The 22,852-nt window shown below is 70.9% G+C and carries 23 protein-coding genes; 18 read left to right on the forward strand and 5 right to left on the reverse strand.

Annotated elements, in window-relative coordinates:
- Positions 1 to 82 precede the first annotated feature (82 nt).
- The 3 genes from ABZ267_RS21985 (at position 83) to ABZ267_RS21995 (ending at position 3,928) form a co-directional block, all read left to right on the forward strand.
- Positions 83 to 1,990: a protein kinase gene (locus ABZ267_RS21985; RefSeq protein WP_356747612.1), complete on the forward strand. Its 1,908-nt coding sequence runs from the start codon at positions 83 to 85 to the stop codon at positions 1,988 to 1,990.
- Between the two features lie 71 nt (positions 1,991 to 2,061).
- Entirely contained in the window at positions 2,062 to 3,261 is a 1,200-nt protein-coding gene (gene mqnC, locus ABZ267_RS21990) for a cyclic dehypoxanthinyl futalosine synthase (protein WP_356747614.1), read from the forward strand.
- 7 nt (positions 3,262 to 3,268) lie between these two features.
- Entirely contained in the window at positions 3,269 to 3,928 is a 660-nt protein-coding gene (locus ABZ267_RS21995) for a hypothetical protein (protein ID WP_356747616.1), read from the forward strand.
- Positions 3,929 to 3,947: 19 nt separating this feature from the next.
- Here the strand turns inward: ABZ267_RS21995 and ABZ267_RS22000 are convergent, their stop codons facing one another.
- Genes ABZ267_RS22000 through ABZ267_RS22010 form a run of 3 tightly spaced genes read right to left on the reverse strand, consistent with a single transcriptional unit; the run spans position 3,948 to position 5,989 of the window.
- A complete protein-coding gene (locus ABZ267_RS22000) occupies positions 3,948 to 4,946 on the reverse strand; it encodes a DUF3152 domain-containing protein (RefSeq protein WP_356747618.1) in 999 nt (332 codons plus the stop codon).
- A complete protein-coding gene (locus ABZ267_RS22005) occupies positions 4,943 to 5,440 on the reverse strand; it encodes a hypothetical protein (RefSeq protein ID WP_356747620.1) in 498 nt (165 codons plus the stop codon). The genes ABZ267_RS22000 and ABZ267_RS22005 overlap by 4 nt, the downstream gene beginning before the upstream one ends.
- 9 nt (positions 5,441 to 5,449) lie before the next feature.
- On the reverse strand, positions 5,450 to 5,989 hold the full coding sequence (locus ABZ267_RS22010) for a SigE family RNA polymerase sigma factor (protein WP_356747622.1): 540 nt from the start codon (positions 5,987 to 5,989) through the stop codon (positions 5,450 to 5,452).
- A 442-nt stretch (positions 5,990 to 6,431) separates the two neighbouring features.
- Here ABZ267_RS22010 and ABZ267_RS22015 point away from each other — a divergent pair, with 442 nt between their 5' ends.
- The 5 genes from ABZ267_RS22015 to ABZ267_RS22035 are packed head-to-tail and all read left to right on the forward strand — an operon-like array spanning position 6,432 to position 10,902.
- A complete protein-coding gene (locus ABZ267_RS22015; protein ID WP_356747624.1) occupies positions 6,432 to 7,307 on the forward strand; it encodes an ABC transporter permease in 876 nt (291 codons plus the stop codon).
- 58 nt (positions 7,308 to 7,365) lie between these two features.
- On the forward strand, positions 7,366 to 8,418 hold the full coding sequence (locus ABZ267_RS22020; protein WP_356747626.1) for an ABC transporter substrate-binding protein: 1,053 nt from the start codon (positions 7,366 to 7,368) through the stop codon (positions 8,416 to 8,418).
- A complete protein-coding gene (locus tag ABZ267_RS22025; RefSeq protein ID WP_356747628.1) occupies positions 8,402 to 9,223 on the forward strand; it encodes an ABC transporter ATP-binding protein in 822 nt (273 codons plus the stop codon). The genes ABZ267_RS22020 and ABZ267_RS22025 overlap by 17 nt, the downstream gene beginning before the upstream one ends.
- 32 nt (positions 9,224 to 9,255) lie before the next feature.
- Positions 9,256 to 10,179, forward strand: coding sequence for a TauD/TfdA family dioxygenase (locus tag ABZ267_RS22030; RefSeq protein ID WP_356747630.1), 924 nt, complete (start codon positions 9,256 to 9,258; stop codon positions 10,177 to 10,179).
- Between the two features lie 30 nt (positions 10,180 to 10,209).
- The gene (locus ABZ267_RS22035; protein WP_356747632.1) at positions 10,210 to 10,902 is read left to right on the forward strand and encodes a demethylmenaquinone methyltransferase; all 693 of its coding nucleotides are present in this window, start codon (positions 10,210 to 10,212) and stop codon (positions 10,900 to 10,902) included.
- A 13-nt stretch (positions 10,903 to 10,915) separates the two neighbouring features.
- Here ABZ267_RS22035 and ABZ267_RS22040 read toward each other — a convergent pair whose 3' ends face one another.
- Positions 10,916 to 11,449: a GNAT family N-acetyltransferase gene (locus ABZ267_RS22040; RefSeq protein ID WP_356747634.1), complete on the reverse strand. Its 534-nt coding sequence runs from the start codon at positions 11,447 to 11,449 to the stop codon at positions 10,916 to 10,918.
- Positions 11,450 to 11,546: 97 nt separating this feature from the next.
- On the opposite strand from ABZ267_RS22040, the gene ABZ267_RS22045 reads away from it, so the two are divergent.
- From ABZ267_RS22045 to ABZ267_RS22070, 6 genes are all read left to right on the forward strand, one after another.
- Entirely contained in the window at positions 11,547 to 12,830 is a 1,284-nt protein-coding gene (locus ABZ267_RS22045) for a geranylgeranyl reductase family protein (protein WP_356747636.1), read from the forward strand.
- A 365-nt stretch (positions 12,831 to 13,195) separates the two neighbouring features.
- Positions 13,196 to 14,281, forward strand: coding sequence for an ALF repeat-containing protein (locus tag ABZ267_RS22050; RefSeq protein ID WP_356747638.1), 1,086 nt, complete (start codon positions 13,196 to 13,198; stop codon positions 14,279 to 14,281).
- Positions 14,282 to 14,556: 275 nt separating this feature from the next.
- Positions 14,557 to 14,787: a hypothetical protein gene (locus ABZ267_RS22055; RefSeq protein WP_356747640.1), complete on the forward strand. Its 231-nt coding sequence runs from the start codon at positions 14,557 to 14,559 to the stop codon at positions 14,785 to 14,787.
- Between the two features lie 342 nt (positions 14,788 to 15,129).
- On the forward strand, positions 15,130 to 16,305 hold the full coding sequence (locus tag ABZ267_RS22060) for a Cmx/CmrA family chloramphenicol efflux MFS transporter (RefSeq protein ID WP_356747642.1): 1,176 nt from the start codon (positions 15,130 to 15,132) through the stop codon (positions 16,303 to 16,305).
- 74 nt (positions 16,306 to 16,379) lie between these two features.
- Positions 16,380 to 17,042, forward strand: a complete 663-nt coding sequence (locus ABZ267_RS22065) for a TetR/AcrR family transcriptional regulator (protein WP_356747643.1) — start codon at positions 16,380 to 16,382, stop codon at positions 17,040 to 17,042.
- 149 nt (positions 17,043 to 17,191) lie between these two features.
- Entirely contained in the window at positions 17,192 to 18,052 is an 861-nt protein-coding gene (locus ABZ267_RS22070) for an alpha/beta hydrolase (RefSeq protein WP_356747645.1), read from the forward strand.
- A gap of 128 nt (positions 18,053 to 18,180) precedes the next feature.
- Here the strand turns inward: ABZ267_RS22070 and ABZ267_RS22075 are convergent, their stop codons facing one another.
- Positions 18,181 to 19,056: a C40 family peptidase gene (locus tag ABZ267_RS22075; RefSeq protein ID WP_356747647.1), complete on the reverse strand. Its 876-nt coding sequence runs from the start codon at positions 19,054 to 19,056 to the stop codon at positions 18,181 to 18,183.
- Between the two features lie 811 nt (positions 19,057 to 19,867).
- Between ABZ267_RS22075 and ABZ267_RS22080 the strand changes: the two genes are divergently transcribed.
- Genes ABZ267_RS22080 through ABZ267_RS22095 form a run of 4 tightly spaced genes read left to right on the forward strand, consistent with a single transcriptional unit; the run spans position 19,868 to position 22,843 of the window.
- Complete coding sequence (locus ABZ267_RS22080) at positions 19,868 to 20,227, forward strand: NADH-quinone oxidoreductase subunit A (protein WP_003967084.1); 360 nt, start codon at positions 19,868 to 19,870, stop codon at positions 20,225 to 20,227.
- A gap of 17 nt (positions 20,228 to 20,244) precedes the next feature.
- Positions 20,245 to 20,799, forward strand: coding sequence for an NADH-quinone oxidoreductase subunit B (locus tag ABZ267_RS22085; protein WP_018490715.1), 555 nt, complete (start codon positions 20,245 to 20,247; stop codon positions 20,797 to 20,799).
- Entirely contained in the window at positions 20,796 to 21,521 is a 726-nt protein-coding gene (locus tag ABZ267_RS22090) for an NADH-quinone oxidoreductase subunit C (protein ID WP_356747649.1), read from the forward strand. The genes ABZ267_RS22085 and ABZ267_RS22090 overlap by 4 nt, the downstream gene beginning before the upstream one ends.
- The gene (locus tag ABZ267_RS22095; protein ID WP_356747651.1) at positions 21,521 to 22,843 is read left to right on the forward strand and encodes an NADH-quinone oxidoreductase subunit D; all 1,323 of its coding nucleotides are present in this window, start codon (positions 21,521 to 21,523) and stop codon (positions 22,841 to 22,843) included. Before ABZ267_RS22090 ends, ABZ267_RS22095 begins: the two co-directional genes overlap by 1 nt.
- Positions 22,844 to 22,852 lie beyond the last annotated feature (9 nt).

Below are 22,852 nucleotides of genomic sequence, written 5' to 3' on the forward strand. Positions count from 1 at the left end.
GGCTTCGGTCCGAGTCCGGACCGACCACAGGGTTCACCGTCCACGAGGTGCACGGCCCACAGGGTTCACAGGGGGAGCGCATATGCAGCCGCTGGAAGCGGGCGAACCGCACACCATCGGTGCCTACCGGCTGCTCGGCAGGCTCGGCGCGGGCGGCATGGGCCGGGTCTACCTCGGGCGCAGCGCCGGCGGCCGCACGGTCGCGGTCAAGGTGGTCCACCCGCACTTCGCGCTCGACGAGCAGTTCCGCGCCCGGTTCCGGCGCGAGGTGGAGTCCGCGCGGCGCATCGGCGCGCAGTGGACCGCGCCGGTCCTGGACGCGGACCCGGACGCTCCGGTGCCGTGGGTCGCCACGGGTTACGTCGCCGGGCCGCCGCTCTCCCAGGCGATCACCGAGCACGGCCCGCTGCCCGAGCACGCCGTACGCACCCTGGGCGCCGGCCTCGCCGAGGCCCTCCACGTCGTCCACGGCCAGGGCATCGTCCACCGCGATGTGAAGCCCTCCAACGTGCTGCTGGCCCTGGACGGCCCCCGCCTCATCGACTTCGGCATCGCCCGGGCCCTCGGCGCCACCGTCTCGCTCACCTCCACCGGCGTCTCCGTCGGCTCGCCCGGCTACATGGCGCCCGAGCAGATCCGCGGCCGGGACATCTCCGGTGCGGCGGACGTCTTCTCGCTGGGCGCGGTCCTGGCGTACGCGGCGACCGGCGCGGCCCCGTTCTCCGGCGACTCCTCCGCCGTACTCCTCTACAAGGTGGTCCACGAGGAGCCGGAGCTGGGCGACCTGGAGGGCGAGCTGCGCGAGGTGGTCGCCGGATGCCTGGCCAAGGACCCGGACGCGCGGCCCGCTCCGGCCGACCTCGCCCGCACGCTGGCTCCGGACGGGGCGGCGGCGATGGTGGCGGCGGGGTGGCTGCCGGGCCGGCTGGTGGGCGAGGTCAGCCGGTCGGCGGTGGCGCTGCTGGATCTGGAACCGCAGGACGCGCCGACGGGCTCGGGCCCGGTGCCGTTCAGCAGCGCGTCGCTGGGTGCGGGGTTCGGCGCTGACCCGCACGAGGGCCCGGGCCGCGATTCCCGTACGGGATCCGGCGCCGACTCTCGTACGGGATCCGGCTCCGATCCGCGTACCGGTTCCGGATCCGACCCTCGTTCCGGCTCCGACGGCTCCACAGGCGCGGGCGCAGGCTCCGAATCCGGCCTCCTGGGAGTCTTCGGCCCGCCGCTCGTCCACGCGCCGGACACTCCGCCGCCGCCCGGCGCGCCGCCCGGCGTCGGGCTTCCCGGCCGGCGGCCGTACGACCCCCGGTTCTCCGTCACCGTCAGCGCCGACGCGCGGACGAGCAGCGGTACGGGCACAGGCACCGGGGACGGCTCCGCCGCGCGCCGGAGCCGCCGCGTGAGCTGCACCGTGGCGCTGGCCGTGGCCGGGTCGTTCGTGGTCGTCGCTCTCGGTTCGGGCCTGCTCGACGGCTTCTTCCCGGGCGGCGACGCCGACGGGCGCAAGGGCGGCGACTCGGCGGCCGGCACACCGTCGCCGTCCGCCACCGCCACGGCCTCCGAAGATCCGGATCCGGCCACATCCGGCCCCGCCGGTGACGAGGAGCCTGCCGTGAGCGAGGTGCCGAAGGCGTTCGTCGGCACCTGGGAGGGTCCGCTCACCGAGAGGACGACCGGCCAGCCGCACGGCACGCTCACCGCGGTCTTCACCGAGGGCGAAAAGGGCACGCAGGTCGTCCGGATGTCCACCACGATCTCGCAGCTCGGCATCACCGTCACCTGTAACAGTGTCGGCGCCCTCACCTCCGGCACCGCGAAGGAGCTGAAGGTCCGCGAGCGCACCGACCCCGACCGCCCCAGCACCCCGGGCCTCTGCACCACCACCGAGGCCGACCTGGTCTTCCGCCTCGCCGCCGACGGAACGCTCGGCTACCGCTCCGAGGAGCGTGCCGCGGGCCTGCCGTACGGCGACCTCACCCGGTCCGGCGGCTGACGGCGCAAGGGGCTGGCGTACGCTGGATCGGTCCGAGGATCCTCAAAAAACCGCCGAAAGGTGACAGCCCGGTGACCGAGAAGGCCGATCTCCAGCCCGTCCTCGACCGAGCCGCCGAGGGCGGTCGGATCACTCCGGAGGAGGCGCTCGACCTCTACCGCTCGGCGCCGCTGCACGCGCTGGGTGCGGCCGCCGACGCCGTACGGCGACGCCGTTACGCCGGTACGGAGCACATCGCGACGTACATCATCGAGCGCAACATCAACTACACCAACGTGTGTGTGACGGCCTGCAAGTTCTGCGCCTTCTACGCGCCGCCGAAGGACACGGCCAAGGGCTGGACCCGGGACATCGAGGACATCCTGCGCCGCTGCGCGGAGACCGTCGAGCTCGGCGGCACGCAGATCATGTTCCAGGGCGGCCACCACCCGGACTTCGGCGTCGAGTACTACGAGGAGCACTTCTCCGCGATCAAGAAGGCGTTCCCGCAGCTGGTGATCCATTCGCTCGGCGCCTCCGAGATCGAGCACATGGCCCGGATCTCCAAGGTCTCCGCCGAGGAGGCCATCAGCCGCATCCACGCCGCCGGTCTCGACTCCTTCGCCGGTGCCGGCGCCGAGCTGCTGCCGGCCCGGCCGCGCACCGCCATCGCGCCGCTCAAGGAGTCCGGTGAGCGGTGGCTGGAGATCATGGAGATCGCGCACGGCCTCGGCGTCGAGTCGACCTCCACCATGCTGATGGGCACCGGCGAGACCAACGCCGAGCGGATCGAGCACCTGCGGATGATCCGGGACGTCCAGGACCGTACGGGCGGCTTCCGCGCCTTCATCCCGTACACCTACCAGCCGGAGAACAACAAGCTGAAGGGCCGCACGCAGGCCACGCTCTTCGAGTACCTGCGGATGATCTCCATCGCCCGGCTCTTCCTCGACAACGTGGCCCACATCCAGGGCTCCTGGCTGACCACCGGCAAGGAGGCCGGCCAGCTGTCGCTGCACTACGGCGCGGACGACCTCGGCTCGATCATGCTGGAGGAGAACGTGGTCTCCTCGGCCGGCGCCAAGCACCGTTCCAACCGGATGGAGATCATCGACTTGATCCGCAAGGCGGACCGGGTCCCGGCGCAGCGCGCCACGACGTACGAGCACCTCGTCGTGCACGACGACCCGGCGAACGACCCGGTCGACGAGCGGGTCGTCTCGCACATCTCCTCGGTGGCGATCGAAGGCGGCACCGCGCACCCGGAGCTGAAGCTCCTCAACGCCAACTAGTGCTCTCATGCTGACGATTCACGCCGCGCCGCTGGTCCTTCCGGTCGGCGCGGCGGCCGTTGTGGCGGACGCCGGTGGTGGTGCGGTGGCCGTGGACGGCGACCGGATCGCCGCCATCGGTCCGTACGAGGAGGTCGTCGCCGCACACCCGGCGGCCCGGGTCCGCCGCTGGCCCGGTCTCCTCACGCCCGGCCTCCGCCAGGACCGGGCCCGCGAGCTGCTCACCCGCTGCTACCACCCGGACCCGCGCGAGGCCGACGAGCTGGGCGAACTGCCGCTGTGGGGCGAGGAGTTCGAGCGGCTCGCGGCGACCATGGACGCGGCCCGGCGAGCAGGCAGCGTACGGCGCGGGCTCCAGCGGATGCTGCGGCACGGGACCACGCATGTGGTGGGGCCGTTCGGTGCGGAGGATCCGGCGCTGCGGACGGCCGTCGCCCGGTCCGGACTGGTCCAGGTCCACGGCCGGCCGGCAGGCGGTCCGCCGGACCTGGATCCCTGCGCGGCCGGCGGTGATTTGGCCGCCACCGCCCACGGCCCGCTGACCGTGGGCGGCCGCGCGGACCTCGCCGTCTTCGATGTGGCCGACGAGGTGGCGCTGCGCGCGGGCGGAGCGGTCCACTGCGTGGCGACGGTGCTCGCGGGACGGCTCGTGCACCGCGCCCGCTGAAACCGAGTCCGCGCAGGGTCTACGGCACCGAAGGCCCGCCCAGATAGCGCCCCTTGGCGTCGTACGGCCAGGCATTGGCCACGCACCCCTTCAACCCGTCGATCTGCTGCATCATCGCGGGCGCGGGCCGTCCCTTCCCCGGACAGGTCTCATGACCGCGGCCCAGCCAGTGGCCGACCTCGTGGTTGATGATCAGGGCCCGGTACTCGGCCACCGGCCCGTCGAACTGCGGTGAACCCAGCTGCCAGCGCTTGAGGTTGACCATCACCTGCTCGCCGCCACGGCAGTTGACCTCGCCACGCGTCTTCAGGCCGTACGCGCCGCAGAGCCGGTCCGTGGTCGCCGGAGTGCCGATCTTCACCACCAACCCGGCCGACGTGTCCGCGACTTGGCGGAACGAGCGCTCGCCGCCATGGCTCCAGCCGCGCGGGTCGGCCAGGATCGCCGCGATCTCCTCGGCGGCCCGGTCGGGGTCGACGCCGATGCCGTCCTCCACCTCGACCCGGTAGGGCTCGCCCTGGCCGGACTTCGTGACGCCCGCACGGGCCACGGTGAACGTGCCGGGGCCGGAGGCGGGCACGTCGGAGGGCCGGACCGGGCGGTCGTCGTCGGCCGAGGAGGCGGGCGTGGGTGTCGGCTTCGGGTTCGGTTCCGGGGAGGCGGCCGGTGGAGGTGGCGGTGGGGCGAGGGGAGTCTCGGCGTTGTCGTCCCCGGTGCCGGTGTCCGCGCCGGCGGTGACGGACGGGTCTCCGTTCTGCCAGGGACGGTCGACGAGGAGGGCCGCCAGGGCCACGGCTGCCAAGGCGAGCGCGACAAGTCCCGCCGTCCGGCGGCGGATCCGGCGTCTTCGCCGCTCACGGGAGCGGGAGAGCGACCGGCTCGCGGACCGGCTCCTCGGTACGCGCCCCGGGCCGCGCGACCCGGTCCGGTCTCCCGGCAGGACGCGCAGCCGGAACGTCTCGGTGTCGCGGGCCGGCTCCTCGCGCGGCAGCGTGCCGAGGCCGCGGCGGCCCGTCATCGCGTCGCTCCGGGATGCGGCGACGGCGCGAACGGCCCGGCGGCGGACCGGGCCGGGCCGGGCGCGGCCGGCGGCGCGGCGGGCGGTGTGGACCGGTGAGGTGTGGGCGGAGAGGCGGGTATCGGCATGCCGGTTACGGGCTCCGTCGGGTCGGGGGAGGGGCCTGGCGCGGGCCGGGTGAGCGAGGGGACCGGAGTGGGTGAGGGCTCCGGCGTGGGGCGGGTGAGGGAGGGGCCGGGAGGAGGGGCGGCGGGTTCGGCGTCGGGTGTCTGCCGCACCAAGGGTCCCAGCAGGGCCAGCCCGAGCGTCACGGCGGTCACCGCCACGAAGGCGCCCGCCACCGCGAGCCCCCGCCGCCGGGCCCGCCGCCGCTGCCCCTCCCGTACGGCGTCGGGCACCAGATCGGGCAGCGGGGACAGGGTGTCGGCGGTCCGGTGGAGCGCGTCCCGGAACAGCTCCTCCTCGGGCGAACCGTGGCGGCTTTCTGGAGTCATGACCGGCCCTCAGCTTCCGGTGGAGTAGAGCTGGACATCGCCCATGCGGGCGCGCAGCCGGACGAGCGAACGCGAACACTGGCTCTTCACCGTGGACTCGCTGCACCGCAGCAGCGAGGCGACCGACTCCACGCTCAGATCGTCCCAGTACCGCAGCACGACCATCGCCCTGGCCCGGGGCGGCAGTTCGTCGAGCAGTGCGAGCAGCGTGACGCGGAGGTCGACACCCGACGCCGGATCGGCCTGCGGACGCGGTGCGTTGGACCGGTGGGCGAGCAAGTCCCTTACGGTGCGGCGGCGTTCGGCGACGTACGTACGGACGAGGACGGTCTTGGCGTAGGCGTCCAGGTTGTCCGCCCGGCTCGCCCGCCGCCAGTGCTGGAACAGCTTGGCCAGGGTCGTCTGCGTCAGATCCTTGGCGCCTTCCACGTTCCCGCAGAGCAGATAGGCCGTCCGGTACAGCCGCCGCTGCCCGTCCCGCGCGTACGCCTCGAACGCGGCGTCGCTCCCGCCGTACGCCGCCTCCTCGGCCTCCGCCCCTGCCGGCATCCGCCCTCCCTTTCCTCGCTCACCCCTTACAGAGTCCGCGCGCACGGAAAAGGTTGAAGCCGAATCGCCACCGATTCGCCACCGGTTCGCGAGCCCGGACAGCGGGACGGAACGTCTCACTCCGCGGTACGAACCTGGTGGACGGCGGAGCGCCTGTGCTAGAACAACTGCCGTGACAGTCGATCGTTTTCTGGTGGAGTGCCTCCACATCGATCTCTGCCGCGTGTCCAGCGCTTCCTGTTGTTGAAGCCCTGACGCGGCATCCTCAGTGATGCCCTGACACATTGACGCGCTGACGTCTTCGCGCTCGCTCTCTGTGTGTACACCCGTCGGCCGACTCTTCGGCGGGCCCACTCTCCTCGCCTCCCGGCGGTCGCCCGCGCCCGGCTTCTCCGTGAACCCGGCGTTCCGTCCCGACCTCCCCCTGTCCCCGGAGCCCTCCATGACCACGCCCACTTCCGTACGGAAACGGGCCGCCGACGCCCCGGCCCCCGCCACCGCGTCCGCGTCCGCGGGCCGTCGGCCGGAGCGTGGTGCGCGCCTGCGCCGCGTCGGGCTCCGCCTCGTCGCTCTCGCCGCGCTCCTCGCGCTCTGGCAGCTGGTGATCGTGCTCCAGCTCTGGTCACCGGTCCTGGTGCCCTCGCCCGCCGCCGTGTGGAACGCGCTGCTGGAGACCTCCGGTACGCACGACGGCGTGCGCGGCTACCAGGGCCACACCTTGATCGAGCACCTCGGCATCAGTCTGCGCCGCATCTTCATCGGGGCCGGCGCGGGCGTCGTCGCGGGGCTCGTCGTCGGTGTGCTGATGGGGACACTGCCGTGGGTGCGGGTGGTGCTGGAGCCCGCCGTGGCGTTCCTGCGCACCCTGCCGCCGCTCGCCTACTTCAGCCTGCTGATCATCTGGTTCGGCATCGACGAGGCGCCCAAGCTCTGGCTCCTCGCCATCGCCGCCATGCCGCCGGTCGCCGTGGCCACCGCCTCCGCCGTGGCGTCCGCGCCGACGGCCCTGGTCGAGGCGGCCCGGGCGATCGGGGCCAGGCGCGGGCAGGTCGTGACGTCGGTGGTGCTGCCGTCCGCGCTGCCGGAGATCCTCGTCGGCGTCCGGCTCGCCTTCGGCATCGCGTACTCCTCGGTGGTCGCCGCCGAGACGGTCAACGGGCTGCCGGGCATCGGCGGTCTGATCCGGGACGCCCAGCGCTACAACCAGTCGGACACGGTCGTCCTCGGCCTCTTCGCCATCGGCATCTCCGGCCTGCTCATCGACGCCGGGCTGCGGGTGCTCTCGGACCGGCTCGCTCCGTGGCGAAGCCACACGTAGGCCACGTAAGCCCTCCCGTCCCTCTCTCTCCATCCATCCCAGTACGAAGGACACGCACATGGCCGGAACACGCGGTTGGCTCCGCCTCTCCTCGATCGCCGCGGCACTCGGAGCCCTCCTGGCGGTGACGGCCTGCGGTGAGGGCGGTTCCGGCGACGCGGGCAAGGACGGCGGCAAGACGATACGCATCGCCTACCAGGCCTTTCCCAGCGGCGACCTGATCGTCAAGGAGAAGGGCTGGCTGGAGAAGGCGCTGCCCGGCTACGACATCAAGTGGACGAAGTTCGACTCCGGCGCCAGCATCAACACCGCTTTCGTGGCCGGCTCCGTGGACCTCGCGGCCATCGGCTCCAGCCCGGTCGCCCGAGGGCTCTCCGAGCCGCTGAACATTCCGTACCAGGTCACCTGGGTACTGGACGTGGCCGGCGAGAACGAGGCGCTCGTCGCCCGGAACGGCTCCAAGGTCTCCTCGGTCAAGGATCTGGAAGGCAAGAAGGTCGCGACGCCGTTCAGCTCCACCTCGCACTACAGCCTGCTCGCCGCGCTCGACCAGGCCGGAGTGGACGCGTCGAAGGTACAGCTCCTCGACCTGGAGCCGCAGGACATCCTGGCCGCCTGGACGCGCGGCGACATCGACGCCACGTACGTCTGGCTGCCGACGCTGGAGGAGCTGAAGAAGACCGGCAAGGTGCTGGTCTCCAGCCGTGAGCTGGCCGCCGCCGGCAAGCCGACCCTCGACCTCGGCGTCGCCTCCAGCAGCTTCCTCAAGGCCCACCCCGACGTGCTGCCCGCCTGGCGCAAGGCTCAGGCCCAGGCGCTCGACCTCATCCACGACGACCCGGACGCGGCCTCGGCGGTGGTCGGCAAGCAGCTCGGGATCAGCCCGGCCGAGGCCGGCGCGCAGCTGAAGCAGGGCATCTTCCTGAAGCCGGCCGAGCAGGCCGACGCGAAGTGGCTCGGCACGCCCGGCAAGGTCGGCGGTCTCGCGGACAACCTGCACAGCGCGGCGCAGTTCCTGGTCGACCAGAAGCAGATCGACACCGCGCCCGATTTGGAGAAGCTGCGGAAGTCCATCTACGTGGAAGGGCTCACCGATGCCGTCTCTCCCTGACACCGACACCGCGAAGGTTCCCCGGCAACGCGACGCCACCGCCGTCGTCTCCGTACGCGACGTCGAGCACAGCTACGGCGGCCGCGGCGCCGAGAGCTTGACGGCTCTCGGCCCGGTCTCGCTGGAGATCCCGGCCGGTGAGTTCCTCGTCCTCGTCGGCCCCTCCGGCTGCGGCAAGAGCACGCTGCTGCGCCTCGTCGCGGGCTTCGAGCGGGCCTCGTCGGGCGAGGTCGAGGTGTTCGGCGAGCGGCCCGAGCCCGGCGACCAGGCGGGCATCGTCTTCCAGCAGCCGCGGCTCTTCCCGTGGCGCACGGTCGGCGACAACATCGGCCTGGCGCTGAGGTACGCGGGCGTTCCGCGCGCCGAACGGGCCGAGCGCACCGACGAGTTGCTGGAGCGCGTGGGCCTCGCGGACACCGCAGGCCGGCGCATCTGGCAGATCTCCGGCGGCCAGCAGCAGCGGGTGGCCATCGCGCGTGCGCTGGCGGGCGGGAAGCGGCTGCTGCTGCTCGACGAACCGTTCGCCGCGCTGGACGCGCTCACCCGGGAGCGGCTGCAGGAGGACCTGCGCACGGTCTCCGCCGAGACCGGCACCACGTCGGTCTTCGTCACCCACAGCGTGGACGAGGCGGTCTTCCTCGGCACCCGCACGGTCGTGCTCAGCGCGCGGCCGGGCCGCATCGCGCTGGACATCCCGATCGGCCTGCCGCGCACCGGCACCGGCCCCGACGAACTGCGCGGGCTGCCGGAGTACGCCGCGCTGCGCGCCGAGATCGGTACGGCGGTACGCGACGCGGCCCGCTGACCCACCGACGTACCGCACCTCCAGGAGGAACCATGACCACCACCGCACCCCCCGCCCTCCGCGACCACCGCATCCCCGCCGACGGCCTCTACGAGGGTCCGCGCGTGCTGCACCGGGTGCCGGAGGGCCGGCCGGACCGGCCGTACGAGCTCTTCGAGCTGGTGCCGCGCGGCCGCGTGATCGGCGCGGAGATCCACGGCGTCGACCTGTCCCGGCCGCTCGGCCCTGCGCTGAGGGCCGAGCTGGACCGGGCGCTGCTGGAATGGAAGGTGCTGTTCTTCCGGGAGCAGCACCTCACCTCGCACCAGCAGCGGGCCTTCGCCGGGCACTGGGGCGAGCTGGAGACCAACCCGCTGCTCGCCACCGGCGACGAGCCGGAGGTGGCCCGCCTCGACCGCACCACGGTCCCCACCTTCGAGAACGTCTGGCACGCCGACGTCACCTTCCGCGAGCGCCCGGCGCTCGGCGCGGTCCTCCAGCTGCGCGAGGTGCCGCCGGTGGGCGGGGACACGATGTGGGCGGACATGGCGGCGGCGTACGACAACCTGCCGGCGCAGGTGAAGGAGCGCATCGAGGGGGCGCGGGCGGTGCACGACTTCATCCCCGGTTTCTCGCGCTTCTACCCGCCGGAGCGGCTGGCTCCGCACCAGGAGCGGTTCCCGCCGGTCGAGCATCCGGTGGTGCGGCGCCATCCGGTCACCGGCCGCCGGACGATCTTCGTCAACGCCTCGTTCACGACCCGGATCGTCGGGTTCGCGCAGGAGGAGAGCGACCGGCTGCTGCGGCTGCTGTTCCAGCAGGCGCACGCGCCGGAGTTCCAGGTGCGGTACAGCTGGCGGGCCGGCGATGTCGCGTTCTGGGACAACCGGGCCACCCAGCACTACGCGGTCAACGACTACGCGCCGCACCGCCGGGTCGCGGAGCGGGTCGCGATCGCGGGTGACCGCCCTTACTGAGACGTGACGTCCGGCTGCTTGAATGGAGTGGTGACCCGAGCCTCCCTGGACAAGCAGCCGCACGAAGTCGCCTCGATGTTCGACGGTGTGGCGGCCAACTACGACCTGACCAACGACGTGATCTCGCTCGGCCAGGCCCGGCAGTGGCGCAAGGCCGTCGCGGCGGCGGTCGACGCCCGTCCCGCGCAGAAGATCCTCGACCTGGCGGCCGGCACCGCGACCTCCTCGCAGCCCTTCGCGCAGGCCGGCGCCTACGTCGTGCCGTGCGACTTCTCGCTCGGCATGCTGGAGGTCGGCAAGCGCCGCCACCCGTGGATGCCGTTCACGGCCGGTGACGGGATGCGGCTGCCGTTCAAGGACGAGGTGTTCGACACCGTCACGATCTCCTTCGGCCTGCGCAACATCCAGGACACCGAGACCGCGCTGAGCGAGCTGTACCGGGTGACGAAGCCGGGCGGCCGGGCCGTGATCTGCGAGTTCTCGCAGCCGACCTGGGCCCCGTTCCGCACGGTCTACACCGAGTACCTGATGCGCGCGCTGCCGCCGACCGCGCGGGCCGTCTCCTCCAACCCGGACGCGTACGTCTATCTCGCCGAGTCCATCCGCGCCTGGCCCGACCAGCCCGGCCTCGCCGCACTCCTTCAGAAGGCGGGCTGGTCGAAGGTGGCGTGGCGCAACCTCACCGGCGGCGTGGTGGCCCTGCACCGGGCCACCCGCGCCTGAAGTCCGGAGAGCCTCAGAGCTCCAGCCGGAAGCAGTAGCCCTCCTGCCCGGCGCGCGGGGTCGTGAAGGTCTCCGCGTGGCGCATCCCGAGCCGTTCCGCCACCGCGATGGACCGGGTGTTACGGGAGTCGATCATCGCGACGACGTCCGGTACCCCGGCCGCCCGCAGCCGTTCCAGCGTGGTGCGGGCGGCGGCGGTGGCGTAACCGCGTCCCCAGGCCGTACGCGCCAGCCGCCAGCCGATCTCGATGGCGCCGACCGGGCCGTAGTGGGTGTGCGGCCACGGCTGCGCGCCGGTGAAGCCGAGCACGGTGCCGTCCTCGTCGGTGACGGTCCACAGGCAGTAGCCGAGTTCCGCGTCATGGCGGCGCTGACGGGCGGTGAGTTCCTCGTACACGGAGAAGTCCGCTCTCCGGCCGCCGAAGAACTCCATCACCTCGGGGTCGTCGAAGACCCGGTGCCAGATCAGCGCGTCCTCGTCGGTCGGGACGCGCAGGCGTACGGCGGGGGCCGGCGCGGTGGGCGGCGGAACAGGTGCTATCGACATGAGGGAGCCCTTCGGAGGGTTGTTCAGCAGGCCCCCATAGACTGCACGGGACATGTGCCGCGCGGCACGCGAATTCGAGTCTTCGGGAGATCCGACCGTGACCGAGCCCCTCTCCGAGCACAGCGCGGACGTGATCGTCGTCGGAGCGGGCCCAGCCGGCTCCACGACCGCGTACTACCTCGCCAAGGCCGGACTCGACGTCCTGCTGCTGGAAAAGACGGCGTTCCCGCGCGAGAAGGTGTGCGGCGACGGCCTCACCCCGCGCGCCACGAAACAGCTCGTCTCCATGGGGATCGACATCTCCGAGGAGGCCGGCTGGCTGCGCAACAAGGGCCTGCGCATCATCGGCGGCGGCGTCCGGCTCCAGCTGGACTGGCCGGAACTCGCCTCCTACCCGGACTACGGACTGGTCCGCAAGCGCGACGACTTCGACGAGCAGCTCGCCCGGCAGGCGCAGAAGGCCGGCGCCCGGCTGTACGAGCGCTGCAACGTCGGCGCACCGATCCGCGACGAGCGCACCGGCCGCATCACCGGCGTCGAGGCGAAGGTCGGCGAGGAGAAGACCCCGGTCACCTTCCACGCCCCGCTCGTCGTCGCCGCCGACGGCAACTCCACGCGCCTCTCGCTCGCCATGGGCCTGCACCGCCGCGAGGACCGCCCGATGGGCGTCGCCGTCCGTACGTACTTCACCTCGCCGCGCCACGACGACGACTACCTGGAGTCCTGGCTGGAGCTGTGGGACCGCCGCGGCGCCGAGGACCGGCTGCTGCCCGGCTACGGCTGGATCTTCGGCATGGGCGACGGCACCTCCAACGTGGGCCTCGGCATCCTCAACTCCTCCTCCGCCTTCAAGGAGCTGGACTGGCGCGAGGTGCTCAAGGCCTGGTGCGCCTCGATGCCCGAGGAGTGGGGCTACACGCCGGAGAACATGACGATCCCGATCCGGGGCGCCGCTCTCCCGATGGCCTTCAACCGCCAGCCGCACTACACCAAGGGCCTCCTCCTCGTCGGCGACGCGGGCGGCATGGTCAACCCGTTCAACGGCGAAGGCATCGCGTACGCCATGGAGTCGGGCCAGATCGCGGCCGACGTCATCGTCCAGGCCCACGCCCGCGCGACCCCGGCCCAGCGCGAACTGGCCCTGAACAACTACCCGAAGGTGCTCAAGGAGACCTACGGCGGCTACTACACGATGGGCCGCGCCTTCGTGAAGCTGATCGGCAACCCGAAGGTCATGAAGGTCGCCACGCAGCGCGGCCTGACCCACCCGCTGCTGATGAAGTTCACCCTGAAGATGCTCGCCAACCTCACCGACCCGACGGGCGGCGACGCGATGGACCGCATCATCAACGGGCTGTCGAAGGTGGCGCCGAAGGCCTGAGGAAGGCCGCGAGGTGTGCGCCTTTCGGGGGCGCACACCGTTGTTCGGTGGGCAGGCCGGCCGGAGAGGCCGGCACACCCTCCTCGATCGGGCCGTCGCCCGCCGGACCGGGGAGTTCCTCCTTGCGCAGAGCCGGGCGAGGAAGCTTCCGTGCTCGTTCTTGACGTGGCGTACAACCATCGGTGCGTCCGGTCGGTCTTGGCCTCCGAAAGAATGTTCGCCAGGAGGTTTGCTCTGTGAAGTTGTCCCGGATCGCTGCTGCCGTCACCACCGCTGCTCTGGCTCCAGCCGTCCTTATCGCGTCTCCGTCCTTCGCCGTCGGCAAACAGGCGGCCGTGCCCGGCCACCCGGCGGCTCCGACCGCGATGGACCAGGCCGCGAGCGACCAGGCCGCCGAAGACCAGGCGGAGCAGGACCGCAAGACCATTCTCGCGATCATCGCCGAACCGAGGGCGAGCGAGTACATGAAGCAAGCGGGCCACGACGCCATAGCCGCGGGCCCCGCAGCCATGCGCAAGTTCGTCGAGACCGACCAGCACGAAATCCGCCGTGACGACTACCGGGTGCTGATCGGCCGTCTGCTGAACGACGCCGGTCCTTACCTGAAAGAGGGCATTCAGGACATTCTCCGCAGTGGTGGCGCGACTGTGGAGCAACTGCGCGCGTTCTACGAGGTCACCCAGCACAAGCTGCGTGATGTCGACAACCGGATCACCATCGCCAGGCTGATCACCGACGGCGGTCTCGGAATGCGGGAAGCGGGCGAGAAGGCACTCAAGGGAACCCCCACCGACCGGATCGCCTTCCTGGAGAAGGGGCAGTACCTCGCGCAGGCATCCGACGACAGGGTCGAACTCGCCCGCATCGACCAAGGCTGGGACGGCCCCATCCTGAGCCAGGCGATCAGCAAGCTCCTCAACGGCTATCCGACCCCGGCCGAGCTGCGCCATTTCCTGGAGACGACCCAGTACGAGCTGCGCGACCAGGACAACCGTGTCGCGATCGCGAAGATCATCGACGGTGGAGGGCCTGAACTGGTCAAGGCCGGCCGCGCCGCGCTGGCGGGCACCGCCGCCGATCGCAGCGAATTCCTCGAAACAGGACAGCACGAGGCACGCGCCAAGGACGAGAAGGCCCAGCAGGAGGAAGACAAGGACCTGGAGGACGACAAGGACCTTGAGAACGAGCAGGACAAGGACCAGCAGGACCAGAGCGGCGTAGAGACCAGCTCGGGCTCCGGTTCGGGCTCCGGTTCCGGTTCGGGCTCCGGTTCGGGCTCCGAGACCAGCACCAGCACCAGCGATGCCGAACCGCAAGGTGGCGGCGATTCCCTCGCCGCCACAGGTGCGGGCGGCTCGGCTCTGATCGCGGGCGGCGCGGGCAGTGCCCTCGTCGTCGGCGCAGGCGCCCTGCTCGTCGCGCGGATGCGCCGCGCCGGATCCGCGGGCTGATCCGGCCACGTACTTCCGGGCCCCCCGCGCCGTAGGCTTTCGGCGCGGGGCGGCCCGGGCCCGGGCTTAATCCTCGGCCCTCCAGGTGATCGTGTGCGATGATTTGCGCGCCACCCCCGGTCATCGGCAGTCCCGGACCGGCTGGTGCCCGCCCTCGCATCGGCGGCGACCCGCGGTGCGTACGCATCCTCATGACGCGCGCTCACATCGAGCGCAGGCCAGCGGGGTACGGAACAAGCCGATACAGCGCTGCTCGACCCCAAGGACAGACAGCCATGACCACCGCATCCCTGCCCCGGAAGTCCTCACGCCCGGAACCGGCAGCTGAGAACACCGCGCCGCTCCAGCACCACAACCTCTTCCTGGAACCGCAGTTCGCCGCGGGCCTGACCTCCCCGGACGAGGACGACGAGGAGCTGGACGCCTCGTACGACGCGCTGCCCGCGCCCACCACCTCCGCGCGCGAGCCGGAGCGCACCGCCAACCGCCGCCAGCGCCGCCGCTGACCTCCGGTAGTCTCGCCGCATGTCCAGCCCCGAGTCCGACAGACTCCGCCCACCGGTGCGCCGGTGGGCGAACTGCCGCTGAGCGTCGCCGGCCGACCCCACGGGTCACCGGCTTCCTCCGCCACGGCCGAGCCCCCGCCGGATCACCGCGGGTAAGGGCCGCTCCCACCCGGCGTACGCGCCGACCCATCGCCGTACGCCGGTTTCCTGCCCCGGGCCATGAGCACCCCGGGCACTTCTCCGCGATGCCTCGCCGACCTCCGGCGGTGGTCCCGCGCGGCCCGCATCCCCGCACTTCGGTACGTCTGTCCACCGACGCTTCCGTCAAGGGGTCTGCCACCCATGCCACTTCCCTTCGCCGTCCACGTCCTCGGGCTCGCGGTCTTCGCCCAGGGCACCTCCGAGTTCATGCTGTCCGGGCTCGTCTCATCCATCGCCGCCGATCTCGGCGTCTCCCTCGCCGCCGCCGGCCTCCTCACCTCCGCCTTCGCCGTCGGCATGGTCGTCGGTGCGCCCTTCATGGCCCTGTTCAGCCGCACCTGGCCCCGGCGCCGAGCGCTGCTGCTCTTCCTCGCGGTGTTCGTCGCCGTCCACATCGCGGGTGCGCTGACCCCGAGTTACGGAGTCCTCCTCGCCGCCCGCTTCGTCGGGGCCCTCGCCAACGCGGGCTTCTGGGCGGTGGCGCTGTCGGCGGCGGTCTCGATGGTCCCCGACCGGCTGCGGGGCCGGGCCACCGCCGTGGTGGTCGGCGGGGTGACGATCGCCTGCGTCGTCGGCGTACCGGCCGGAGCGGTGCTGGGGGAGCGGTGGGGGTGGCGGGCGGCGTTCTGGGCGGTCGCGGTGGTCTCGCTGCCGGCGTTCCTGGCGATCGCGCGGTGCGTCCCGAGCGGCCGGGGCTCCGAGGCTGTCCCCGTACGGGACGAGCTCCGCCTCCTCACCGGTCCGCGCCTCCGTCCGACCCTGCTCACGATGGCCTTGGTCCAGGGCGCCACCTTCTGCGCGTTCTCCTACCTCGAACCGCTCCTCACCCGCGCGACCGGCCTCACCGCCGCCTATGTGCCCGTAGCGCTCGCGCTCTTCGGTGCGGGGGCGTTCCTCGGCGTCACGGTGGCGGGCCGCTACGCCGACCGCCGGCCCACGGCCTTCATCGCGTACGGCATGGCGGCCCTGGCCCTCGGCTGGAGCACCCTGGCCCTCACGGCGGGCCGACCGGTCGCCGTCCTCGTCCTGATCCCGCTGCTCGGCCTGCTCGCCTTCGGTACGGGCACGGCCCTGATCACCCGGGTCCTCGGCCTGGCTCCCGAGGCGTCGGCACTGGCGGGAGCCTTCGGCACGAGCGCGTTCAACCTCGGTGCTGCGGTGGGCCCGTGGGCGGGCGGCCTGGCCCTGGAGGCGGGGTTCGGCTACCGGGCGCCGGTCTGGGTGAGCGCCGCGCTGATGGTCCTGGCGCTGCTCACCGTGGCGGCGCGGTGGAGGCGACGGACACAGGCCCGTGCGGGAACGGCGGCGGGGTGCTGAGGGTCAGGTAGGTGAGGGGCCGATGAGGATCGGGCGGCCCTCGTGGCGTCGGCGGACGCCTGTATGTTGGGCCGGTGGTCGGTGCAGAGGTGAACGACAAGGGCCCGGGAGGCCGCCGGATCCGAGGTCTGGACGCCGAGGAGCGGCGCGCGAGGCGCCGCGAGGACCTGCTGGACGCGGCGCTGGAGCTGTTCTCCGTACAGGGGTACCAGGACACCTCGATCGAGCAGATCTGCAAGCAGGCCTACGTCGGGACGAAGAGCTTCTACGAGGTGTTCACCGGCAAGGAGAACCTGTACCTGGCCCTGCTGGACCGGATCGTCGTGGACGTGACCGGCCGGCTGACCGCCGCGCTGGACGCGCTGCGTGACGACGAGGACGGAACCGAGGCGGCACGGCGGCTGATCCGGCACTTCGCGGACGCGTTCGTGGACGACGTGCGTGTGGCGCGGGTGACGTTCGGCGAGGGCCGTGCCGTCACCCCGCTGGCGGAGGTGCACCGCCGGACCAACCGCCGGTGGGCGGCGTCCTTCGTCGAGACCGTCTGGCAGCGCCTCGGCCTCCCGGTCGGCCCGCACGCGCATGTGGTGGCCATGGGACTGATCGGCGGTCTCTTCGACATCATCGCCGACTGGCTCCTGGACGGCGACACCGCGCGGCCCGACGACCGCGCGGCCCTGCAGGCCGGACTCGACCGCTTCTACACCGTCATCAGCGCGGGTCTCACAGCTTCCTGACGCTCCGCCACAGCGGTTCTCAGGTCCCTGGCATCACCTTTCGGCAGCGGGTCCGGAACCACGCGTCTTTTTTGGAAACGATGCCTTGTTCCTAATAATGGGCCGTGCTGTACTTCGGGTAACCCCACCGCGAACAGGGAGTCGCCCGCATGGCAAAGCTCCGCACGTTCCTGACAGTCCTTCTGCTGTCCGTCCTCGCCTCGACCACCCTCACGACGACGGCCTCGGCCGGGACGGCCCCGTCGTCGGGATGGAACAACTGGTCCTGCCGCCCCAGCACCGCACATCCCGAGCCCGTGGTGCTCGTCCACGGCATGGGCGCCAACCACTGGGACAACTTCCTGACGCTGGCGCCGACGCTCCGCGCGAACGGCTACTGCGTCTACTCGCAGACGTACGGCAAGACCCTGCTCGGCGGCCTCGCCGGCGGGCTCGCGCCGATGGCCGGCAGTGCCGCCGAACTGAGCACGTTCGTCGACCGCGTGCGCGCCGCGACAGGAGCGTCGAAGGTCGACATCGTCGGCCACTCCGAGGGCACCACCGTCCCCGCCTACTACATGAAGCACCTGGGCGGCGCCTCGAAGGTCGACGACTTCGTCGGCTTCGGCTCCAACTTCCAGGGCACCACGCTCAACGGCCTCGCGACTCTCGCCGAGGCGCTGGGGCTCCAGGGCCTGCTGACCGGCCTGGGCTGCGGGGCCTGCACGGACTATCTGCCGGGCTCGGCCTTCCTCGCCGAGCTCAACGACGGTCCCGTCGCCGTACCCGGGCCGACGTACACCACCATCGTCACCCGCTACGACACGGTGGTCACCCCGTACACCAGCGGACTGCTCGCTCCCGCGCCCAACGTGACGAACATCGTGCTCCAGGACAAGTGCGGCCCGGACTTCGCCGGCCACCTCGGCCTGGCGATCGACCCGAACGTCGCCCAGCTCGTCCTGAACCGTCTCGACCCCGAAGGGTCCAAGCCCTTCCGATGCCGCCCCTTCACCACCCTCGGCATCTGACGTACGGCGCACACCCCTGTGAGGGCGGCGCCGCCCTCAGCTGCTGAACCACGCCGAGGGCCGCCACTCCCGAGCGGGGGAGTGGCGGCCCTCAGTCGTGCTGCGAGGCGCTTGTGAACGCTTGTGAATCAGAGAACGCGGACCGCGCCGGACGGCCGGTCGTAGTCCATGGAGCGCTGCACCGTACCGGTGCTGGAGTTCTGCGCACCGACGAACTGGCCGTCGCCCACGTAGATCGCCACGTGGTACGCGCTGCCCGCGCCGCCCCAGTACAGGATGTCGCCGGGCTGGAGGTTGTCCAGCGAGACCTGGGTGCCGGCGGTCGACTGGGACTGCGAGACGCGCGGCAGGTCGATGCCCGCCGTGCGGTACGCGGCCTGGACCAGGCCCGAGCAGTCCCACGCGTTCGGGCCGGTGCCGCCGGAGATGTACGCGTCGCCGACCTGCGCCTTGGCGAACGCGACGATCGAGGCGGCGGAGCCCGTGGCGTTCGACGAGGAGGACGGAGCGGACGAGGAGGCGGACGCGGAGGACGAGGAAGCCGAGTTGTCCGAGGAGTTGTCCGAGGAGGAGCTGGAGGGAGCGCTGAGCGTCGTGCGCTCGGCGGTACGGGAGGCGCGCTCGGCCCGCTCCTCGGCCTCGGCACGGGCCTTGGCGGCGGCTTCGGCCTTCTTCTTGGCCTCGGCCTCGCGGACCGCCTCGGCCTTGGCCTTCTTGGCCTTCTTCGCGGCGCTCTCGGCCGCGGCGTCCTCCTGGGCCTGCGCCTCCATGTCGAGGGCGACCTGCTGCGTGGCCTGTGCGGAGGCGGCGACGGCCGTGGAGAGCCCGGCGGTGATGGTGGGCATCTCGATGGTCTGGGTCACCGGTTCGGCCTGCGCCGGACCCGCGGCACCCGCGACCGCGATGGTGCTGAGGACGCCACCGGCAACTCCGGCTCGCAGCGCCGACTTCGAGGCACGCTGGCGGGGCTTCCGGTGGCTGGGTATGTGAGCGGTGTGGGACATGGGTACTAGCGCTATCAGGGTTGTAGGGGTCCCATCAAGAAACGTGTGTTGCGACACAGTTACGTTCGGAATCTGTGAATCCGCTTTCTCTGCGCCTTTATTGACGCCGTAACGGGCAAAACGGTCATGGATGTTCAGGGTCGTGATCTCTGCCTTTCGACAATACGCCCGAATTGCCCGCCACCTACCATCCGTTCACACCGATGGCCAAGCCCGGTTTTCCCGCGCGATGGTCCGCGTGGCGCAGGTCACAGCTTGGCGATCCGGCGGCCGGCAACCCTCGCGCGCGCGGCCGGGTCTGGCTCCGCCTCGACGGCGGCCGCTCCGTCGTCCGCTTCCGGAAGTCCGCGCGAACTCCGCGCACTCGCGATCCGGAAGTTCGTGAATGCGTGCACATGTCCTCTTCGGTCCCCGGAGCCCCTCGTCCGAGTGAGGGATGGGTGGCGGCGGGTGGCACGCGGTGCCCATATCACTCCACCGCCGTCCATCGCCAATTTGCTTGTAGTGGCTGTCCATTGATAGCGCCACACGTCTTTGACCAGCGGTAACACCATTGAATGTCACGTCTCGTGATCACTTCGCCGCTTCGCGTACGAAGATCACTGCTCATACGACTTCATGATCCTTCGTCAGGTGGTGGAGATCACAAAGACGGTGACGTACCCCGTGTCGCAGATCACAGGGCGACGGGCATAGGATGCGGGGCAGTCGGGCTTGTGAACTGCCTCACATGTGCACGATCTTGGTGAGGTGGCGAGCCGGTCGCCCGATGCGGTCCAACGGTCAAGGACGACTGGAAGGAGCGAGGAGCGTGAATGCCTACGCGCCCATCCTCGTGCTCGGCGCCCTCGGGGCAGGGTTTGCGATCTTTTCCGTGGTCATGGCCACGCTTATCGGCCCCAAGCGGTACAACCGGGCAAAGCTCGAAGCGTACGAGTGCGGTATCGAACCCACGCCGACACCGGCCGGAGGCGGCCGCTTCCCGATCAAGTACTACCTGACGGCGATGCTTTTCATCGTCTTCGACATCGAGATCGTCTTCCTCTATCCCTGGGCGGTCTCCTTCGACGCCCTGGGGATCTTCGGGCTCGTGGAGATGCTGCTCTTCGTGCTCACCGTCTTCGTCGCCTATGCGTATGTCTGGCGTCGCGGCGGCCTGGAATGGGACTGAGGGGCTGAGGGGCACACATGGGACTCGAAGAGAAGCTGCCTAGCGGCTTTGTGCTGACCACGGTCGAACAGGCCGCCGGCTGGGTACGGAAGTCCTCCGTCTTCCCGGCCACGTTCGGCCTCGCCTGCTGCGCCATCGAGATGATGACGACCGGCGCGGGCCGCTACGACCTGGCCCGGTTCGGGATGGAGGTCTTCCGCGGATCGCCGCGCCAGGCGGACCTGATGATCGTCGCGGGACGGGTGAGTCAGAAGATGGCGCCCGTCCTGCGGCAGGTCTACGACCAGATGCCGAACCCCAAGTGGGTCATCTCCATGGGGGTTTGCGCATCATCGGGCGGAATGTTCAACAATTACGCCATTGTGCAGGGTGTTGATCACATTGTCCCGGTCGACATCTATTTGCCGGGATGCCCGCCGCGTCCCGAGATGCTGCTGGACGCCATCCTCAAGCTCCACCAGAAGATCCAGGACGGCAAGCTCGGGGTCAACGCCGAGGAGGCCGCCCGCGAGGCGGAGGAAGCGGCCCTCAAGGCGCTGCCCCTGATCGAGATGAAGGGGCTCCTGCGGTGAGCGACAACACCCACGGCGAGGGGCAGAACGGCGACTCCGTACCCGCCCCTCGCGACACCGGCGGCGAGGTCATCCGCGTACGCAGAGGGATGTTCGGCGCCAACAACGGCGGCGACACCTCCGGTTACGGCGGCCTCATCCGCACGATCACCCTGCCGGGAGCCTCCTCCCGGCCGTACGGCGGGTGGTTCGACGAGGTGGCCGACGAGCTCGAAGGGGCCCTGGAGGAGCAGGACCTGCTCCCCGGGAACGCCATCGAGCGCACCGTCGTCGACCGCGACGAGCTCACCTTCCACATCGCCCGCGAGCACCTCGTCCAGGTCGCCCGCACCCTGCGCGACGACCCCGCCCTGCGCTTCGAGCTCTGTACAGGCGTCAGCGGTGTCCACTTCCTCGGGGACAAGGGCCGCGAGCTGCACGCCGTCTACCACCTGCGGTCCCTCACCCACGGCCGGATCATCCGGCTGGAGGTCTCCGCCCCGGACAGCGACCCGCACATCCCGTCCCTCGTCGAGGTCTATCCGACCAACGACTGGCACGAGCGCGAGGCGTACGACTTCTTCGGCATCGTCTTCGACGGGCACCCGGCCCTGACCCGGATCATGATGCCGGACGACTGGCAGGGCTTCCCGCAGCGCAAGGACTACCCGCTCGGCGGCATCGCCGTCGAGTACAAGGGCGCCCAGATCCCGGCTCCGGACCAGCGGAGGTCGTACTCCTGATGACCACTCCTCATGCGACACCCCGTGCCACGACCGAGGGGACCGTATATACGGTCACCGGCGGCGACTGGGACGAGGTCGTCGAATCCGCCGCCAAGTCCGACGACGAACGCATCATCGTCAACATGGGCCCCCAGCACCCGTCCACGCACGGCGTGCTGCGGCTGATCCTGGAGATCGACGGCGAGACCGTCACCGAGGCCCGCTGCGGCATCGGCTACCTCCACACCGGGATCGAGAAGAACCTCGAGTTCCGCAACTGGACGCAGGGCACCACCTTCGTCACGCGCATGGACTACCTGACGCCGTTCTTCAACGAGACGGCGTACTGCCTGGGCGTCGAGAAGCTCCTCGGCATCGAGGACCGGATCCCCGACCGGGCCACGGTCCTGCGCGTGCTCCTGATGGAGCTCAACCGCATCTCCTCGCACCTGGTCTGCATCGCCACCGGCGGTATGGAGCTGGGCGCGACCACGATCATGATCTACGGCTTCCGCGATCGTGAACTGGTTCTCGACCTCTTCGAGCTGATCACCGGCCTCCGGATGAACCACGCGTTCGTCCGCCCCGGCGGCCTCGCCCAGGACCTGCCGCCGGGCGCGGTCGACGCGCTGCGCGAGTTCATCAAGACCATGAAGAAGAACCTGCCGGAGTACGACAAGCTCGCCACCGGCAACCCCATCTTCAAGGCCCGCATGAAGGACGTCGGCTACCTCGACCTCACCGGCTGCATGGCGCTCGGCGCCACCGGCCCGGTCCTGCGCTCCGCCGGGCTCCCGCACGACCTGCGCAAGAGCGACCCCTACTGCGGCTACGAGACCTACGACTTCGAGGTGCCGACTACCGACACCTGCGACTCCTACGGACGCTTCCTGATCCGCATGGACGAGATGCGCGAGTCGCTCCGGATCATCGAGCAGTGCCTGGAGCGCCTGGAGCCGGGCCCGGTCATGGTCGCGGACAAGAAGATCGCCTGGCCCGCCCAGCTCGCTCTGGGCCCGGACGGACTCGGCAACTCGCTCGACCACATCAGGAACATCATGGGCACCTCCATGGAAGCCCTCATCCACCACTTCAAGCTGGTGACCGAAGGCTTCCGGGTCCCCGCCGGGCAGACGTACACCGCCGTCGAGTCCCCCAAGGGCGAACTCGGCGTGCACGTCGTCTCCGACGGCGGCACCCGCCCCTACCGGGTCCACTTCCGCGACCCGTCCTTCACCAATCTGCAAGCCATGGCGGCGATGTGCGAGGGCGGCCAGGTCGCCGACGTGATCGTCGCCGTCGCGTCCATCGACCCCGTGATGGGAGGCGTCGACCGGTGACCGCAAACC

The organism is Streptomyces sp. NPDC006174, assembly GCF_040614075.1.
Taxonomy (GTDB): Bacteria; Actinomycetota; Actinomycetes; order Streptomycetales; family Streptomycetaceae; genus Streptomyces.